The sequence below is a fragment of the Mesohalobacter halotolerans genome (genome assembly GCF_006120725.1).
Classification (GTDB): domain Bacteria; phylum Bacteroidota; class Bacteroidia; order Flavobacteriales; family Flavobacteriaceae; genus Psychroflexus; species Psychroflexus halotolerans.
In genome coordinates this window covers 169,310-187,176 of record NZ_SWMU01000001.1, presented here as the reverse complement: position 1 = coordinate 187,176, position 17,867 = coordinate 169,310, and the positions used below count along the sequence as shown (strand labels likewise).

Annotated in this window: 18 protein-coding genes and 1 pseudogene; all 19 read left to right on the top strand. The window is 32.8% G+C overall.

Going from position 1 to position 17,867, the window contains the following annotated elements:
• The first annotated feature begins 274 nt into the window (after window positions 1–274).
• The 19 genes and pseudogenes from FCN74_RS00845 to FCN74_RS00755 all read left to right on the top strand — a co-directional run bounded on the left by FCN74_RS00845 (window position 275) and on the right by FCN74_RS00755 (window position 17,854).
• A complete protein-coding gene (locus FCN74_RS00845; RefSeq protein WP_138930704.1) occupies window positions 275–454 on the top strand; it encodes a hypothetical protein in 180 nt (59 codons plus the stop codon).
• A gap of 95 nt (window positions 455–549) precedes the next feature.
• Window positions 550–687, top strand: coding sequence for a hypothetical protein (locus tag FCN74_RS11985; RefSeq protein WP_171047075.1), 138 nt, complete (start codon window positions 550–552; stop codon window positions 685–687).
• Between the two features lie 63 nt (window positions 688–750).
• Entirely contained in the window at window positions 751–2,001 is a 1,251-nt protein-coding gene (locus FCN74_RS00840) for an ATP-binding protein (RefSeq protein ID WP_138930703.1), read from the top strand.
• A gap of 31 nt (window positions 2,002–2,032) precedes the next feature.
• The gene (locus FCN74_RS00835; RefSeq protein ID WP_212751752.1) at window positions 2,033–2,269 is read left to right on the top strand and encodes a Rossmann-fold NAD(P)-binding domain-containing protein; all 237 of its coding nucleotides are present in this window, start codon (window positions 2,033–2,035) and stop codon (window positions 2,267–2,269) included.
• Window positions 2,270–2,636: 367 nt separating this feature from the next.
• Entirely contained in the window at window positions 2,637–2,996 is a 360-nt protein-coding gene (locus FCN74_RS00830) for a four helix bundle protein (protein WP_138930702.1), read from the top strand.
• A 303-nt stretch (window positions 2,997–3,299) separates the two neighbouring features.
• Complete coding sequence (locus FCN74_RS00825; protein ID WP_138930701.1) at window positions 3,300–4,505, top strand: ATP-binding protein; 1,206 nt, start codon at window positions 3,300–3,302, stop codon at window positions 4,503–4,505.
• A 488-nt stretch (window positions 4,506–4,993) separates the two neighbouring features.
• Window positions 4,994–5,179: pseudogene (locus tag FCN74_RS00815) on the top strand (UDP binding domain-containing protein); the annotation flags it as partial.
• A gap of 239 nt (window positions 5,180–5,418) precedes the next feature.
• Window positions 5,419–6,540 (top strand): non-hydrolyzing UDP-N-acetylglucosamine 2-epimerase, encoded by a 1,122-nt coding sequence (gene wecB / locus FCN74_RS00810; RefSeq protein ID WP_138930700.1) that lies wholly within the window; start codon window positions 5,419–5,421, stop codon window positions 6,538–6,540.
• A gap of 59 nt (window positions 6,541–6,599) precedes the next feature.
• On the top strand, window positions 6,600–6,959 hold the full coding sequence (locus tag FCN74_RS00805; RefSeq protein WP_138930699.1) for a four helix bundle protein: 360 nt from the start codon (window positions 6,600–6,602) through the stop codon (window positions 6,957–6,959).
• A 71-nt stretch (window positions 6,960–7,030) separates the two neighbouring features.
• On the top strand, window positions 7,031–8,239 hold the full coding sequence (gene wecC, locus FCN74_RS00800) for a UDP-N-acetyl-D-mannosamine dehydrogenase (RefSeq protein ID WP_138930698.1): 1,209 nt from the start codon (window positions 7,031–7,033) through the stop codon (window positions 8,237–8,239).
• A 50-nt stretch (window positions 8,240–8,289) separates the two neighbouring features.
• Window positions 8,290–9,351: a dTDP-glucose 4,6-dehydratase gene (gene rfbB / locus FCN74_RS00795; protein WP_138930697.1), complete on the top strand. Its 1,062-nt coding sequence runs from the start codon at window positions 8,290–8,292 to the stop codon at window positions 9,349–9,351.
• Window positions 9,352–9,375: 24 nt separating this feature from the next.
• Window positions 9,376–9,762, top strand: coding sequence for a GxxExxY protein (locus FCN74_RS00790; RefSeq protein WP_138930696.1), 387 nt, complete (start codon window positions 9,376–9,378; stop codon window positions 9,760–9,762).
• A gap of 41 nt (window positions 9,763–9,803) precedes the next feature.
• Window positions 9,804–10,676 (top strand): glucose-1-phosphate thymidylyltransferase RfbA, encoded by an 873-nt coding sequence (gene rfbA / locus FCN74_RS00785; protein ID WP_138930695.1) that lies wholly within the window; start codon window positions 9,804–9,806, stop codon window positions 10,674–10,676.
• Between the two features lie 2 nt (window positions 10,677–10,678).
• On the top strand, window positions 10,679–11,341 hold the full coding sequence (locus FCN74_RS00780; RefSeq protein WP_138930694.1) for a GNAT family N-acetyltransferase: 663 nt from the start codon (window positions 10,679–10,681) through the stop codon (window positions 11,339–11,341).
• Window positions 11,332–12,465, top strand: a complete 1,134-nt coding sequence (gene rffA, locus FCN74_RS00775) for a dTDP-4-amino-4,6-dideoxygalactose transaminase (protein WP_138930693.1) — start codon at window positions 11,332–11,334, stop codon at window positions 12,463–12,465. The genes FCN74_RS00780 and rffA overlap by 10 nt, the downstream gene beginning before the upstream one ends.
• Window positions 12,449–13,621: a TDP-N-acetylfucosamine:lipid II N-acetylfucosaminyltransferase gene (locus FCN74_RS00770; RefSeq protein ID WP_138930692.1), complete on the top strand. Its 1,173-nt coding sequence runs from the start codon at window positions 12,449–12,451 to the stop codon at window positions 13,619–13,621. Before rffA ends, FCN74_RS00770 begins: the two co-directional genes overlap by 17 nt.
• Window positions 13,621–14,916: an MOP flippase family protein gene (locus FCN74_RS00765; RefSeq protein WP_138930691.1), complete on the top strand. Its 1,296-nt coding sequence runs from the start codon at window positions 13,621–13,623 to the stop codon at window positions 14,914–14,916. Before FCN74_RS00770 ends, FCN74_RS00765 begins: the two co-directional genes overlap by 1 nt.
• A 680-nt stretch (window positions 14,917–15,596) precedes the next feature.
• Complete coding sequence (locus FCN74_RS00760; protein ID WP_138930690.1) at window positions 15,597–16,820, top strand: hypothetical protein; 1,224 nt, start codon at window positions 15,597–15,599, stop codon at window positions 16,818–16,820.
• Window positions 16,817–17,854 carry a glycosyltransferase gene (locus tag FCN74_RS00755; protein ID WP_138930689.1) on the top strand — a complete coding sequence of 346 codons (1,038 nt, stop codon included), beginning with the start codon at window positions 16,817–16,819 and terminating at the stop codon, window positions 17,852–17,854. The genes FCN74_RS00760 and FCN74_RS00755 overlap by 4 nt, the downstream gene beginning before the upstream one ends.
• Window positions 17,855–17,867 lie beyond the last annotated feature (13 nt).

The following is a 17,867-nucleotide window of genomic DNA, read 5'->3' as shown; positions in this document are numbered from 1 at the left end:
GGGTAATCGAATAAACGAATAATCGAATACTCGAATACACGAATACACGAACCTGCCCGACTACAACGTTCAGGCGGGTAATCGAATACACGAATACTCGAATACACGAATACACGAATACACGAATACACGAATACTCTAATAAACGAATACACGAATACACGAATACACGAATACACGAATAAACGAAACAGACCCTCGACTCCAGATTAACAATAAAGTGATTGTCTCAATAAGCAAAAAATACTAAATTTGATTAATCTAGTAAGCAGAAATGAATAGTTTTCAAGAAAAATTTCAGCGAAGAATACAGCAAACTACACTAAATTTTAGTCGAAGTTTGATGGTTGATATTGCTTGGAAAGCGAAGATTAACTTAGAAAAAAGTATCAAAAAGACGTATCTGTGGTTTTTAGAGAATGAAGATGAATTTAAGGAAGTCAAGATAAAGTGATGCAGTGAATAGTGATTGGTGAAATGTTATAACAGTCAGCAGCTATCAGTTTTTTGGTCAAGGGTCAACAGTCAACAATCAAAAGCCAATGGCCAATGGCGAAAAGTCAACTGTCAAAAAAAGATGAAATTAAAGACACCTATCACTGGTTCTTGGAGTATGAAGGAAAGTTCAATCAGGTGAACATAGATGAAGAAAATAGAATGAACACTCTAAATTACTATTCTAAATAGCAATTAAATATAAAAAGTTTCTTTTTTTAATAGAATGATTTTAAATTTGCACAAGGAGTTAACATGCAAAAATCAATACTACAGGCCGTAATAAGTGACCAAAAAGTACTTAAATGGCAGCCTTCAGATATTAAGCGTCAACATATTTCTATTGTTGAAGACGATAGCGTTGTTGTCATCTCTGGTATTCGACGTTGTGGAAAATCTACTTTGTTACAAGCAATACGTGCAAAAAATAAAGAACAAGACTATTACCTGAATTTTGATGACGAACGTTTAGTTCACTTTAAGGTAGAAGACTTTCAACAACTTTTAGAACTTTTTGGTGAGCGTTATGGTAAACAGAAAACGTTTTATTTTGATGAAATACAAAACATTTCCGGTTGGGAGCGCTTTGTACGACGTCTGCATGACTACGGAAACAAAGTATATATTACTGGATCCAATGCTTCGATGTTGAGTAAAGAATTAGGTACACATTTAACAGGACGCTATCAACAGGTGGAGCTATATCCATTTTCCTTCTTGGAATATTTAAAATTGAATAAAATTGAACCTAATGCATTAGACCATTTCAGTACAGACGATAAAGTAATACTCAAAACAGCATTTAATGACTATTTTAAATTGGGTGGATTTCCTGCTTTTTTAAAGTCAAAGCATTCGGAATACTTAAAATCGCTTTACGAAAGTGTTTTGTATCGCGACGTCATGGTAAGAAACGGTATTACAAACGAACAAGAACTCTTGGAATTGATGTTTTTTGTAACGAGCAATACCAGTAAATTAATTTCTTATAACAGTTTGGCAAAAGTAATTGGCGTTAAGAATGCAACTACCGTAAAACAATATCTTGGTTTCTTGGAAGATGCATATATGTTGAGCTTAGTACCAAAATATGCTATTTCTGTCAAAAAGCAGTTGCATAACCCTAAAAAAGTATACGGTATAGACTTGGGCTTAATGCGTCAACTTAGTTTTCAACACAGCGAAGACCAAGGACGATTACTCGAAAACCTGGTGTTTTTAGCATTGAAAAGGCAGTCTAAAACAATTTATTATCATCACGATAAATCAGAATGTGACTTTGTAATCAAAGAAAAAAACAGCATTACCCAAGCGATTCAGGTATGCTGGACGATGCACGATACCAAAACAAAACAACGCGAAATGAATGGATTGCTCGATGCCATGGCAGCTTATCAACTCAAAGAAGGTCTCATTTTAACCGAAGCCGAAAACGATAGGCTCAGGGTTGATGATAAAATAATAAGGATAATGCCCGTGTGGTTGTGGCTGTTAACACATAAATAAAATTGACTTATCCATTTCATTTATCGGCACAGTGAAAAACCTCACGATAAAAGAACTCGCTGAAACCATTCAAAAAATTGTAGGACACCAAGGTGAAATCATCTGGGACAGCTCCAAACCCGATGGCACACCACGTAAGCACATGGATGTTTCCAAAATGAAGAACCAGGTCTGGAAAGCGAAGATTAAATTAGAAAAAAGTATCAAAAAGACGTATCTGTGGTTTTTAGAGAATGAAGATGAATTTAAGGATGTCTACATAAAGTGATGCAGTGAATAGTGATTGGTGAAATGGTATAACAGTCAGCAGCTATCAGTTTTTTGGTCAAGGGTCAACAGTCAACAATCAAAAGCCAATGGCCAATGGCGAAAAGTCAACTGTCAAAAAAAGATGAAATTAGAGAAACTTATAAGTGATTCTTGGAGAATGATAAAAACTTTAAAGTAGTAAGATAAAATGTAAGGGTATGATATGCGTCACACCCTTTAGGGCTTGGGGAATGGCGCACACTAAACACCAGAATAAACGAATACACGAATACACGAACCTGCCCGACTACAACGTTCAGGCGGGTAATCGAATAGTCGAATAGTCGAATAATCGAATAAACGAACAACCGAACACCCGAATAATCATGAATCATAAAGATTTAGATGTATGGAAAGTGTCAATAGATTTAGTTACTCTAGTTTATAAACACACAGAAAACTTTCCTAGAAGTGAGCAATTTGGTTTAACCAATCAAATAAGGCGCTCAGTCATATCCATTTCATCAAATATAGCTGAGGGAAGTGGTAGGAACAGTTGGAAAGAGCTACATAAGTTTGTAAGTTATTCAATTGGTTCTGCCGCTGAATTAGACACGCAATTAATTATAGCTAAACATTTAAATTATCTAAACCCTGAAGCAGAAACAACCTTATTTCCTATGATAGAAAAGACTAGAAAATTATTATCCGGATATAAGAAATTTGTCAAAAGTAAAATGGAATAATCGAACACTCGAATAATCGAATAATCGAATAATCGAATACACGAATACACGAACACACGAACACTCGAATAATCGAATACTCGAATACTCGAATACACGAACACCCGAATACCCGAATAATCGAATACTCGAATACACGAATAAACGAATACACGATTAATCGAATACTCGAATACACGAATACTCGAATACACGAACACCCGAACCTGCCCGTCTACAACGTTCAGGCGAGTACCGAACAACTAAATAGATAAAATTGGATTCAATTCCAAAAACGTATAAATTTATCAATATATTTGTAGTGTGATACAAATAAATAGACCTACATATTTACAATTTCTAACAGATTGGAAAGACGAACATGTAATCAAAGTGGTATCTGGGGTGAGACGCTGTGGTAAATCTACTTTATTTGAAATGTTTAAAAATCATCTGATTGAAGATGGAATTGATGAGAAACAAATTATAAGCATAAACTTTGAGAATATTGATTTTGATGAACTGCGAAATCCTATAGCCTTAAATACCTACATCAAGGAAAGAATTAAAGAAAATGTGAAATATTATCTTTTTCTGGATGAAATTCAAAATGTAACTGAATTTGAGCGTGTAGTAAATAGCTTGCAACTGAATAAAAATTTAGATATCTATTTAACAGGTTCTAATGCATACTTTTTAAGCGGTGAATTAGCTACTTTATTAACTGGAAGGTATGTTGAATTAAAAATGTTGCCCTTATCATTTAAGGAATTCCTTTCGGTGAACAAGGACGAAAACCTACAGCAAGCCTACAATACTTACCTGAAGTCTAGTTTTCCTTATGCAATAATGATCGATGATATAAAAAAACGCCATTACCTCGAAGGCATTTATTCAACAGTGGTATTGAAAGATATTGTGAAGCGATTAAATGTAACTGATGTTAGTGTTTTGGAGCAGTTAATTCGTTATATGTATGCTGAAATAGGTAACTTGCATAGTATTAATAAAATAACAAATACCTTAAACAGTTCGGGAAGTAAGATTACCAACAAAACTGTCGCCAACTATATGAGCGGCATTGAAGACAGCATGCTGGTTTATCGTGCAAATCGTTTCAATGTCAAGGGAAGAAAAGTTTTCTCAAGTAATTCCAAATATTATGCGGTGGATATTGGTCTTCGCCGATTAATAGCTGGAGATAGAACAGAAGATTATGGTCATATCCTTGAAAATATCATCTATTTAGAATTGTTGAGAAGGGAATATCAAGTGTTTGTTGGTGTTATTGATAATCTAGAAGTAGATTTTTTAGCTATTGGCTCAGGGGAAGAACGACTCTACATACAAGTGGCCTACTCTACAGAACAAGAGAACACCTTGAAACGTGAACTCCGACCACTGGAACGTATAAAAGATAATTACCCTAAACTACTTTTAACCATGGACACAGTACTTCCCGAACAAAACTTTGGAGGAATACGCAAATTGAATGCGCTGAAGTGGTTGGCGAACCGAATAATCGAATAGTCGAATAGTCGAATACTCGAATAATCGAACACTCGAATACACGAATACTCGAATAAACGAATACTCGAATAGTCGAATACACGAACACCCGAATACACGAATACACGAATACACGAATAAACGAATACTCGAACACCCGAATAATCGAATACACGAATACACGAATACACGAATACACGAATACTCTAATAAACGAATACACGAATACACGAATACACGAATACACGAATAAACGAAACAGACCCTCGACTCCAGATTAACAATAAAGTGATTGTCTCAATAAGCAAAAAATACTAAATTTGATTAATCTAGTAAGCATAAATGAATAGTTTTCAAGAAAAATTTCAGCGAAGAATACAGCAAACTACTCTAAATTTTAGTCGAAGTTTGATGGATGATATTGCTTGGGAAGCGAAGAATGAATTAGAAGAGGGTATTAAAAAGACGCTTAAATGGTACCTGGAGAATGAAAATAAAATTAAGCAGATGAAGCCTGCAAAGACGCACACGCCATAGCCATTTTAACCGAATGGGATGAGTTTAAAACCTATGACTGGCAACGTATCTATGACCACATGAAAAAACCTGCGTTTGTGTTTGATGGGAGAAGACTATTGGATAGAACACAACTTGAAGACATAGGTTTTAAAATCTATACGATAGGGCATGTATGATTTAATCATAAATGAATAATTAAGTTTGTGAAAAAGACTAAAACGAAAGGAAACCTTATTTTTAGTTAGCATAAAATCATAGCTGAGTACCCTGACTTTTGTAAAAGTGTTAGCTACCTATAATCTCGGATATAACAAAAAGAAAGACCAAGACTAGGACTAAATATAGTCAATACTCCAGAGGCTGAGAAGGTGATAATGTCATTATTCATCAATCGCCAGTAAAAAGCAATAATCCTATGAAAAAAAACCTTATTATTTTCGGAACGCGCCCAGAAGCCATTAAAATGGCACCTCTGGTTAAGGAATTTTTAAGGAATGATCAGATGTCGACTAAAGTTTGTGTGACAGCTCAGCATCGTGAAATGCTCGACCAGGTGCTTGATTTTTTTGAAATTAAACCCGATTACGATTTAAACTTAATGCGACCAAATCAGAATCTTTACACATTAACCGCCACGATCATTACTGAACTTAAAGCGGTTTTGGAAGATTTCAAACCTGATTATGTATATGTTCATGGAGACACTACTACAACCATGGCGGCTAGTATTGCTGCCTTTTATAGTGGTGCAAAAGTTTGTCATATCGAAGCTGGTCTACGAACTCAGAATAAATGGTCTCCTTTCCCTGAAGAAATGAACCGGCAGGTGACCGGGCGTATCACCGATTTTCATTTTGCTCCGACAAAAACGGCCAAGGAAAATTTATTGAAGGAAAATGTGATTGAAGATCAGGTTTTAGTGACAGGAAACACGGTCATCGATGCCCTCTTATTTAGTACTGAAAAAGTAAAGGATCTCAATAATAAAAAGATCAATCGGCTAAAAGAAATGGTCGATACAGACAAAAAGCTTATTTTGGTTACCGGGCATCGCCGTGAAAATCACGGACAGGGCTTTATAAACATTTGTGAAGCTCTAAAAGAAATAGCAGTAACCAAGCCTGATGTTCAAATCATCTATCCTGTGCATCTTAATCCTAAGATACAAAAACCAGTCTACGATCTACTTTCTGATATAAGTAACATTAAACTTATTGATCCGTTGGCATATCCCGAGTTTATATGGTTGATGAATCAATCGTACATGATCATAACTGATTCTGGTGGTGTGCAGGAGGAGGCTCCTAGTCTTGGAAAGCCTGTATTAGTCATGCGTGACACTACAGAACGACCGGAAGCAGTTGAAGCAGGAACAGTAATACTGGTGGGTACAGATAAAGAAAAAATCATACAGGAAACACGAAGTTTGTTAGAGGATGAAGAGAGGTATAAATCGATGAGTGAATTACACAATCCCTATGGAGATGGAAAAGCTTGTCAACGTATTGTCGAATACATTAAAGAGTTAAGAGAGTAAAAAGCAAATGTGCGAATATGCAGATACGCGAATAAGCAAATTTGCGAATACGCTGGAAAATGAAAACCTATTATTTCGAAAAATTAGAAGTTTGGCAGGATACACGAGCGTTTGTCAAACAAATTTATGAGATGACGACAGGCTTTCCTGTTGAAGAAAAGTATGGTATAACCAGCCAGTTAAAGAGAGCGTCAGTAAGTATCGCTGCAAATATTGCAGAAGGTATGTCACGGATTACAGAAAAAGATAAAGCACGGTTCATAAACCAGGCTTTTAGTTCTGCAATTGAAGTGATTAATCTGATAATTATAGCAAATGACTTAAAACTTATTGAGAGTCAAGAGTATAATGCTATAAGAAGTGAATTAGAGAAAATAACCAACAAGTTAAACAGTTTATATAATAAATTTGAAAAGTGAATTCGCAAATACGCGAATATGCAGTTAAGCAGATGTGCAAATACGCAAATCATTAAATAAAAATAAATAAAATGAACCCACAAGTTGTCACCATAGGTCTTGGATATATCGGACTTCCTACATCAGCACTCATTGCAAATAGTCAAATACCTGTTCACGGGGTAGATATTTCTCAAAAAGTAGTAGATACGATTAATGCCGGAAAAATTCATATTGTAGAACCGGATCTAGATAAAGCTGTCGAAAAAGCCGTGAATGAAGGTTATCTTAAGGCGGACACAAAACCAATAGTAGCTGATACATATCTTATAGTGGTGCCCACTCCATTTAAAGGCAATCATGAGCCGGACATTTCATATGTACAGGCTGCTACGGAAGGCATCATCCCCCTGTTAAAAGAGGGGGACCTATATATCATTGAATCCACATCACCGGTGGGTACGACCGAAAAAATGATGAAATTGATCTTTTCGAAACGCCCTGAGCTTGAAGGTAAGATTCATTTGGCTTACTGTCCGGAACGTGTATTGCCTGGTAATGTTATGCATGAACTGGTCCATAATGATAGAGTGATTGGTGGGGTGAATGAAGAGGCTACTAAAAAAGCTTTGGCTTTTTACCGACAGTTTGTACAAGGGGACTTACATGCCACTAACGCCCGTACAGCGGAAATGTGTAAATTGGTTGAGAATTCAAGCCGAGATGTTCAGATAGCATTCGCCAACGAATTGTCTTTGATCTGTGATAAAGCAGAAATTAATGTATGGGAACTGATAAAGCTGGCGAATAAACACCCCAGAGTGAATATACTTCAACCTGGGTGTGGTGTTGGAGGACATTGCATTGCTGTAGATCCTTATTTTATCACTTCTGAATATCCCATGGAAAGTAGAATTATAGGGACGGCCAGGGAAGTGAATAATTATAAATCCTTTTGGTGTGCGGAAAAAGTAAAAACCGCTAAATTAGAATTTGAGATCAAAAAAGGCCGAAAACCATCTATAGCCATCATGGGCCTAGCTTTTAAGCCCAATATAGACGACTTAAGAGAATCTCCAGCCAAGTATATCGCCCAAAAGATCATGCAGGATGCTCAAAATGAAGACTATTTTGTCGTTGAGCCTAATATTGAAGACCATAATGTGTTTAAATTAACCAATTACAAAGAAGCTGTTCAAAAAGCTGATATTATTGTTTTTTTAGTAGCCCATAAAGAGTTCAAAACACTTGAACGGAATACTGATAAAGTAGTATTAGACTTTGCCGGAGTTATGGTATGATCTCTTTATAAAATGATATTGAGATAATTTGTAGATTACGTAAAATATTTATGACAAATAATAGGAATATATTAATTACAGGTGGCGCAGGATTTATAGGGTCTCACGTGGTACGTTTGTTTGTTCAGAAATACCCAGATGACCATATTTACAATCTAGATTTTTTGACCTATGCAGGGAATTTGGAGAACCTTAGAGATATAGAGAATTATGATAATTTTAAATTTCTCAAAATTGACATAACAGATGCAAAGACTGTAGATCAGGCTTTTCAGAAATATAATTTTGATATGGTTATACATCTGGCAGCAGAATCTCATGTGGATCGATCTATTAAAGATCCTCTTTCTTTTGCCAGGACCAATATCATGGGGACTTTAAATTTGTTGGAAGCTGCCAAAAAGCTTTGGAATGGTAATTTTAAAGATAAATTATTTTATCACATTAGCACAGATGAAGTTTATGGAACACTTGGTGATACCGGTTTATTTGAAGAAACCACTGCTTATGACCCCAATTCTCCTTATTCTGCTTCCAAAGCAGGTTCCGATCATTTTGTCAGGGCTTACGGCGAAACTTACGGTATGCCTTATGTGATTTCTAATTGTTCTAATAATTATGGACCAAATCAATTTCCGGAAAAATTAATTCCTCTGTTTATTAATAATATTATGAACAATAAAGCCTTGCCAGTTTATGGTGATGGCAATTATACCAGAGATTGGTTATATGTGATTGACCATGCCAGAGCAATTGATCTTGTTTTGCACAAAGGGAAAAATAAGGAAACCTACAATATCGGAGGTTTTAATGAATGGAAAAATATCGATCTTATCAAATTGCTTTGTCAGATCATGGACAAAAAACTAGGCCGTCCAATAGGGGAGAGTGAAAAATTAATTACCTATGTCAAAGACCGACCAGGGCACGATTTGCGCTACGCCATTGATGCTTCGAAAATAAATAAAGAAATAGGCTGGAAACCGAGTGTTACCTTTGAAGAAGGGCTTTCAAAGACAATTGACTGGTACCTTGATAATGAGGAATGGATGGAAAATGTTACGAGTGGAGCTTATCAGAAATATTATAATGGGCAGTATTCTTCTAATTAACACAAATTAAATCGAATTTCACAAATGGATTTCGAGAATATTTTATACAAAGAAGAAAGCTTCAGAATTATTGGTGCATGTATGAAAGTTCATACGGCTTTAGGTGCGGGTTTTCTAGAATCTGTTTATCATGAAGCTCTAGAGAAAGAGTTTGAAAATCAGGAAATAGAATTTGACAGTAAGAGAAAACTTCAAGTTTATTATAATAATGTTCCATTGAAAAAATATTTTATAGCTGACTTTATCTGTTTTAATAAAATAATTATTGAAATCAAAGCAGCCTCATTCTTACATAAAGACACAGAAGCTCAAACTATAAACTATCTTAAATCCACTAATTATAAATTAGGTTTATTGCTAAACTTTGGTCAATCAAGCTTAACTTGGAAAAGATTTATAAATACCAAATAATCCGTGCAAATCCGACTTAATCCGCGAAAATCTTTAAAAAAATGAAAGGAATAATTCTAGCCGGAGGCTCAGGCACCAGGTTGCATCCCCTAACACTTGCCGTAAGCAAGCAACTCTTACCCATATATGATAAACCGATGATTTATTATCCGTTGTCGGTACTCATGTTAGCTGGAATTAGAGAAATATTAATTATATCCACACCTCACGATCTACCTAATTTTGAAAGGCTTCTAGGGGACGGTAGTCGATTTGGAATAAAATTAGTTTATAAAGAGCAGCCACGCCCTGAAGGTTTGGCTCAGGCTTTTATTCTGGGTGAAGAATTTATTGGAACTGATGATGTATGTTTAGTGCTAGGTGATAACGTTTTTTACGGAGCTGGATTACAGAATTTATTAGCAAATGCTGTAAAAACGGTTAAGGAAGAACAAAAGGCAGTAGTATTTGGTAACTATGTAAACGATCCTGAACGCTATGGGGTAGCCGAATTTGATAAAAATAAAAACGTGGTAAGTATAGAAGAAAAGCCAATCCAGCCAAAATCCAACTATGCGGTGGTCGGGCTTTATTTCTATCCCAATTCAGTGGTTGAAGTCGCTAAAAATGTCAAACCATCGAATCGCGGAGAGTTAGAGATCACATCTATAAATCAAACTTATCTAAATAAAGGAAACTTAAAAATGCAAATTCTTAGTAGAGGCTTCGCCTGGCTAGATACCGGCACTCATGAAGCTTTAACTGAAGCAACAGAATTTGTGAAAGCGATGGAGAAGCGTACAGGTCTTAAAATCGCCTGTTTGGAGGAAATTGCTTTCAGGATGGGGTACATAGATAAAAATCTTTTACTTGAATTAGGCAAGAAATTAAATAAGAGCACTTATGGAAAATACTTATTAAATCTAAACTATTGAATATGATTACAAAGTTAGATTTTGATACAGAACTTTTTGGTTATAATGTTGGGAAACTAGTTGTTAAGGATAAATTTCATTACAACAAAATATCATTTTCTAAAGATTTTGATTTAGTTTATATTTTTTCAGAAAATAAACTTCCATTGACTCTGATGGACCAAAAGCAAATATTTCAAAGAAAAACAGGCTCTTTTAAAAGGTATTCTAACATTATGTCAATAAAGGACTTTACTTTTGATAAGTTAAGAATGAAAGAGTTAACATTTCAAAGTGGTAAACTATCGCGGTTCAATCTTGACTCTAATTTTAGAAATAATGAATATGAAAAACTATATACAAAGTGGTTTGAAAAATCTATCAAATTCGAAATTTCTTGGGAGGTACTTGCTTTCTTAGAAAATGAGGAGTTGTTAGGTTTCGTTACGTTAGAAGAAAATGACAATTCAACTGCTTCAATAGGCTTGATTGCTGTTAAAGAAACTGAAAGAGGAAAAGGGATTGGGAAGAAACTTATTGAACAGGCTATAAATGAATGTTTTTTAAATGAATATAAGTTTATTGAAGTTGCTACACAAGGTTTAAATCAACCTGCTGTTAATTTATACAAAAAAACCGGTTTCAGTCTTAAGAAAACCACTTATATATATCATTTATGGCAATAATACCGTTTAATAAACCATATATTTCTGGAAATGAATTTAAATATATTTCCGAATCTGTAGAATCTGGAAAAATTTCAGGAGATGGAATTTTTACTAAAAAATGCCATACTTTCTTTGAAGAGACTTATGAATTCAAAAAAGTTCTATTGACTACATCCTGTACGGATGCCTTAGAAATGGCTGCTATTCTAATTGATATAAAACCCGGTGATGAAGTTATTATGCCTTCTTATACATTCGTATCAACTGCAAATGCTTTTGCCTTAAGAGGAGCTAAAATAGTTTTTGCGGATAGCCGAAAAGATCATCCTGGCATGGATGAAAATAGCTTAGAAGCTTTAATTACATCTAAAACAAAAGCTATTGTTCCAGTACATTATGCAGGAGTTGCATGTGACATGGACATTATTATGGATATCGCTGATCGACATAATTTATTTGTTGTGGAGGATGCGGCTCAGGCTATAGACTCTTACTATAAAGGTAAACCTCTTGGAGGTATTGGGCATTTAGCGGCGTTTTCGTTTCACGAAACTAAAAATATTATTTCAGGAGAAGGAGGGATGTTAGTAATTAATGATGAAAGCTTTGCTAAAAGAGCAGAGATTATAAGAGAAAAGGGGACGAATCGGTCCTCCTTTTTTAGAGGAGAAGTTGATAAGTACGGCTGGGTAGATCTTGGTTCCTCATTTTTACCTTCAGATATGATAGCAGCATTTTTATATTCACAGTTGGAGAATTTACAAAAGATACAATCAACACGGAAAAAAATATGGGATAAATATGATGCTTCGTTCAGAGGTGTTTTAGATAAAAATAAAGGAGTAAGGCTACCTGTTATACCTGATTTTGCGACCAATAATGCACATATGTATTACTTAACATGCGCTTCCCCAGAAGAACGAAATACTTTACTAAGCCATCTTAAAGGCAAAGGAATATTAGCAGTATTTCATTATCTATCCTTACATAAGAGTCGTTTCTTTGAAGGGAAATACAATGGTTTAAATCTAACTGAGACAGATAAATATACAGATTGTCTCGTGCGTTTACCACTATTTTTTGAGCTTGATCTGAATAAACAGAAATACATTATCGACAGTATACATGAGTTTTACAGCTAAAAATAAATTAATACATATTGCTACTGATGAAAAATTCATCAATAATGCTTACTGGCAATTTGAACAGGCTCTACCTTCTCAAAATCTTTTTTATATACTTGTTAATACTACCAATTCAGAACAATTGAAGTATCTTAAGTTAGAAGAGCACATGGTTTTAATTAAAAACAATCTTAATAATGTTCGTATTTTTTTAAAAAAAATTGAAAAATATGAGCATTTTATATTTCATGGTTTAGGTTATACACAAAGTGTTATTTTTAATCGATTGCCTAGAGGTTCTTTTCGATGTTGGATATTATTTGGTGCTGAATTTTATCAAAACTCTTATTTATTTAATAGTAGAAAGTTGTTAGGTCATAGGACTAATTTGTTATTCAGAAAGGAAACTTCCAGAATCAGTGTATTTAAAAATTTGTTTAGAAATAGCTATTATAAGATAAAAAATAAAACTAAAAATCCTGGACTAGAAATCAAAGATGCTATTGAAAGTGCTGATTTTCTTGGTTTACTGTATAAAGATGAGTTCAATTTTATAAAGTCAAAAGTTAATAATAAAACTTTACAATATTTTAAATTTTCTTACTACCCCATTGAGAAAATGCTCAACGATACAGAAAAATTCGTTTCAGGAGATAATATATTATTAGGAAATTCGGCTAGTTACACCAATAATCATTTAGATGTAATTGATTTACTTTCCAAGCTAAATATTACAAACAAAAAAATAATCTGTCCACTAAGTTATGGTAATGAATTGTACGCAGAAAAAATAAGATTGGAGGGTCAATTAAAATTAAAAGACTCTTTCAAAGCTTTAGTTGATTTTATGCCTCTTCAAGAGTATAATCTATACTTAGAAAAATGTGGTTTTGTAATCATGAACCATTACCGGCAACAGGCTGTTGGTAATGTTATGGTTATGTTGTGGATGGGGGCTAAAGTATTTTTGGATGAACGCAATACTTTATATCACTATTTAAAAAGACTAAATATTTATGTGTTTAGCGTAAAACTAGACTTAAATGAAAACGAGTTAAGTTCTATACTTACCAGGGATCAACAATTACATAATCGTAAAATCTTACTTCAAGAAATAGGTCAGGATTTTTTACTTCATGAATTAGAAGTATTTTTAAATAAGATAACCAATTAATGAGTCTTAAAAAGCAAGCAGTTAGTGGAGTGAAATGGTCTGCTGTCTCTACTATTACTATTGCGATTGTAGGTTTATTGAAAATTTCAGTCTTAGCACGGTTTTTAGATGCTGAAGACTTCGGATTAATGGCCTTAGTAACCTTCGTTCTTGGCTTCATGAATTTGTTTATGGACATGGGTCTTACTTCTGCTATACTCCATAAGCAAGGTATAACAAACCAAGAATATGCTAGTTTATATTGGATCAATATAACTTTTAGTTTGATTCTTTTTGGGCTAATTAGCTTATCGAGTCCTGCCATAGCTTTTTTTTACGATGAGGCAGAACTGAAGACCCTTATACCCATTATGGCAGTTAGTATTATGTTGTCAGCTTTAGGAAAACAATTTAAAACCATAGAACAGAAAAATCTTAACTTTAAGTATATAGCAATAACAGATATTATCGGTGCTGTTTTTGGTCTTGGAGTAGGTCTAATAATGGCAATCCAAGGCTTTGGTGTGTATGCTTTGGTTTATGCGGCACTTACTCAATATGCAATATCAAATGCTATTTATTTTGCTAAAGGTGTAAAGAATCGTGGAATGATTTTCCATTTTAAATATCAGGAAACAAAGTTTTTTCTCAAAATTGGCATCTATCAAGTTGGTGGGCAAATAGTTAATTATTTTAACAGAGATCTAGATATTTTATTAATTGGTAAGTTTTTTGGAGCTGAGATTTTAGGGGGTTATAGTTTGGCAAAACAGTTAGTTCAAAGACCAATGCAAATTTTAAACCCTATCATTTCAAAAGTTGCTAGTCCAGTATTGTCATTAAGCCAAGGTGATGATGTTCAGTTAAAAAGGAGATTTTTAAAGTTAATTAATATTGTAGCAACGGCAAATCTCACGGCTTATGGCTTATTGGCATTATTTGCCTATCCAATAGTTTTTTTATTATATGGCTCAGAGTTTACAGACATTTATGTTCTGGTGCAGATACTTTCAGCTTATATGTTTATTCGCTCTGTATCAAGTCCGGTGGGGAGTTTAGTGATTGCCACGGGGAGAACCGATTATGAATTTTACTGGAATCTATTCGTGCTTTTAATTATGCCGATTTCAATTTATATTGGAGCACAATTTTCGATTGAGATAGTTGCATTGTCCATACTTTTAGCAATGACAATATTATTGATACCAGCATGGAAGCTTTTAATAAATAGGCTTTGTGGTGCTACAATGCTTGAATATTTCGGTAGTTTTGTACCGAAATGGGGAAAAATGATTCGACTAATAAAAGCCTTGTAAACTATAAAATGAAACCCCTTAATTTTATTTTTTTTCTAATTCAAATTTTTATTTATTCTAAGTTGAACTTACAAAAGCAGCATGTAAATTTTAAATGCTGTGGGGTTGCTCTGAGTATTTTAAGTTCAATTCTTATACTGATCTTTCATGAAAATACAAATAATGACTTTAAGTTAAAGGTATAAACGTCAAAGTTCAGTACTTGTTAGATTAAATTAATTTGCAATTGCATTGCAACTAAGGTTGCATAGATAATCATGAATAGGGAACTAAAGATAACATTCCAAAAGGGCAGAACAGAATTTGAGCATATTGGAGAGCATGTTCAAAGCAATAAAGATTTTCGTTATCTAAGCAAACCGGATTATTCAGTAGTAAACGAGGACTTAAAACTTGTACCTCTAGCTTATTCAAAATTTGGGAATTAAAATTAATTCACCGAATATTTAATGTTGGTAATTCAAACATGCTTGAAGGTAAATACAAAACAAATTCTGTGTTTAAAACATTTATGGATAGTTTTTTTAAAAAGGCAATCAGTTGTTGAATGGACACGATCAATTTAAAAATGATTGTAAAAATTATATGCTGAAGATTGATGGAGTGATAAAAATCAATTTTTAACGTTCTTAAGTTCTTCTTAACTATTTTTTTAATTTTACATTATTCGGGAACACGATATGAAAATATTTAACTATTTATTTCTTTTAGCCATATTTTTAGGCTTTTTTCTTCCAAACAACTCAAACTTTATCTTGTCAATTGGCGGTTTCAATTTACGAATAAGGGAATTAGCATTTTTTTTATTACCAATTTTTAATTTCTTAAGTGTAAATCAAAATAGTTACCCAACTAACAGTAAAAAAATTAAAAGTTCTATTTATATTTTATTAATAATAGTCACTTTGACAGAATCTTTAAAAATGCTATATTTTGGATATGGACTATACGGTTTTTTAGTTAGCATTAAATTTGGATTTCCTTTATTTTCATCATTAATTATAATTTTACAAAAAATTAAAACAAACCTAAAATTAGTTTGGCAGATATTATTAATTACTTTAAGTATTTCTTTTATTCTTTCATTTATCTCAATCTTTATAAATATACCGATTTACCAAAACATGGAAGGGATGGACTATTTAGATGCTGTGCAAGGACGGATAATAAATTCTAATTCTTCTTTTGGTTTAATTGGCATCTACTTACTCATGTCAAAAAATAAAGGATGGTATAATAAAGGGCTACTAGTAAAACTAACATCATTTCTTAGTATTATAAGTTTATTAATTTCCTTTAACCGGACTTATCTAATTTTAGCTCTATTTCTAGTTTTTTTTTTAATTTTTAAAAACTTTGGTGCAAAATATTTTATCAAGGCAATACTTATTTTAATAATTTCATTTTTCATTTTTCAATTTGCATATTATAATTTTGATGCTATAAAAAATCAAGTTGATAGAAGAATAGTTTCGATTTTAATAGGAGAAAAAACTGTTTTTAGTTCTGCTTTTGAAGGAAATCGGGACTATATTATTGAAGCAACATTAAATAATATAATCAAGGGACATTGGGTTTTTGGATTACCTTATGATGCAATAATGGTAAAATATTCGCATTTGGATTCTACTGCTTCACTCCATATTGCTTCACTAACTGATACTTCTTTCATAAATATTTTATTACGATATGGGATATTACCCCTACTTATTATTTTTCAAATTTTTTATAAAATGCTTAGAGTAAATAAGTCAAAATTGTATCAATATATCTTTTTCTTATTTTTCATTGCTTCGATCAATATTGATTCGTTAATGAGGCATAATTCAGTTTTATTTTTAACAATGTTATTTTTTATTTCAATTGCAAGTAATAATTTAAATGCTATTAATTTCAGAAAATGAATATATATATTATCCCGAATGGATTGAAAAGTGAGATTGTTAAGTCTCAGGTTATAGATCGTGCGAAATCATTTTCTGCAATCTATGATACAAAATATAAATTTGTTAGTCGGGGTAGATTCGATTCAATAAATGGTGAAACTATTTCTAAAATTAGTGATTATAAAACATTCAATAGCTTTTTGGTAAAAGGAGATGTTTTATATATCAGGAGCTTTATGGATTATATCTTTCTTCAACCATTTCGATTTTTAGGAATTAAGATGGTATATGATTTTAGAGGATTTGTTGCTTATGAATCCTACCTCAAACATAAATCTATAATTAAATTTCTCGTAGTATATTTTTTAGAAGGTATTTGTTACTTAACGGCAACAAATATTTTCACTGTTTCAAATCAATTTTCCAAAACTCTAAAAAAAAAATATTTAGTAAAAAGAAAAATACATGTTATACCAAGCTTAATATCTCAAAAGCTAGTTACATCTAATAATATTTCTATTGCTGAAAGCAAAAATAAGTTTGTTTATATTGGAGGTTTAAGTAAATGGCAAAAAGTAGATGAAATAATTAAAATATTTGATGAAATTTCAAAATCTTATGATTCCACATTGGATATCATCACTAAAGATTTGAATACTGCAAATAAATTAATTAACTCAGCGAAAAACAAAGATAAAATAAGATGTTTTTCAATTGATCAGAATGATGTTATGAAAACATTGATTAACTATGATTTTGGATTCTTGTTACGCGACAATATTTTGTTAAATAATGTTGCTTCTCCTGTTAAATTTCTTGAATATTGTGCTGCTGGTGTTTTACCTGTAATAAGTGAAAATGTTGGTGACTTTTCAAAATTAGTTATAAAAGAGGATATAGGGCTTATATATAAAAATAGCACAGATGATATGGTTAATCAGATTGAAATGATTCAAAACATGAGATTGAAGAAACAAAAGCTAATTAATTTTTCACAGAAATATACATGGGAAAAATACCTTTTAGAGAATGACTTTGACATAAAAATATAATAACAAAAAACAT

What these genes read in the sequence shown, in the direction of transcription:
- FCN74_RS00845 (WP_138930704.1), top strand. Translation starts at nt 275, where the DNA reads ATGAATAGTTTTCAAGAAAAATTTCAGCGAAGAATACAGCAAACTACA.
- FCN74_RS11985 (WP_171047075.1), top strand. Translation starts at nt 550, where the DNA reads ATGGCGAAAAGTCAACTGTCAAAAAAAGATGAAATTAAAGACACCTAT.
- FCN74_RS00840 (WP_138930703.1), top strand. Translation starts at nt 751, where the DNA reads ATGCAAAAATCAATACTACAGGCCGTAATAAGTGACCAAAAAGTACTT.
- FCN74_RS00830 (WP_138930702.1), top strand. Translation starts at nt 2,637, where the DNA reads ATGAATCATAAAGATTTAGATGTATGGAAAGTGTCAATAGATTTAGTT.
- wecB (WP_138930700.1), top strand. Translation starts at nt 5,419, where the DNA reads ATGAAAAAAAACCTTATTATTTTCGGAACGCGCCCAGAAGCCATTAAA.
- FCN74_RS00805 (WP_138930699.1), top strand. Translation starts at nt 6,600, where the DNA reads ATGAAAACCTATTATTTCGAAAAATTAGAAGTTTGGCAGGATACACGA.
- wecC (WP_138930698.1), top strand. Translation starts at nt 7,031, where the DNA reads ATGAACCCACAAGTTGTCACCATAGGTCTTGGATATATCGGACTTCCT.
- rfbB (WP_138930697.1), top strand. Translation starts at nt 8,290, where the DNA reads ATGACAAATAATAGGAATATATTAATTACAGGTGGCGCAGGATTTATA.
- FCN74_RS00790 (WP_138930696.1), top strand. Translation starts at nt 9,376, where the DNA reads ATGGATTTCGAGAATATTTTATACAAAGAAGAAAGCTTCAGAATTATT.
- rfbA (WP_138930695.1), top strand. Translation starts at nt 9,804, where the DNA reads ATGAAAGGAATAATTCTAGCCGGAGGCTCAGGCACCAGGTTGCATCCC.
- FCN74_RS00780 (WP_138930694.1), top strand. Translation starts at nt 10,679, where the DNA reads ATGATTACAAAGTTAGATTTTGATACAGAACTTTTTGGTTATAATGTT.
- rffA (WP_138930693.1), top strand. Translation starts at nt 11,332, where the DNA reads ATGGCAATAATACCGTTTAATAAACCATATATTTCTGGAAATGAATTT.
- FCN74_RS00770 (WP_138930692.1), top strand. Translation starts at nt 12,449, where the DNA reads ATGAGTTTTACAGCTAAAAATAAATTAATACATATTGCTACTGATGAA.
- FCN74_RS00765 (WP_138930691.1), top strand. Translation starts at nt 13,621, where the DNA reads ATGAGTCTTAAAAAGCAAGCAGTTAGTGGAGTGAAATGGTCTGCTGTC.
- FCN74_RS00760 (WP_138930690.1), top strand. Translation starts at nt 15,597, where the DNA reads ATGAAAATATTTAACTATTTATTTCTTTTAGCCATATTTTTAGGCTTT.
- FCN74_RS00755 (WP_138930689.1), top strand. Translation starts at nt 16,817, where the DNA reads ATGAATATATATATTATCCCGAATGGATTGAAAAGTGAGATTGTTAAG.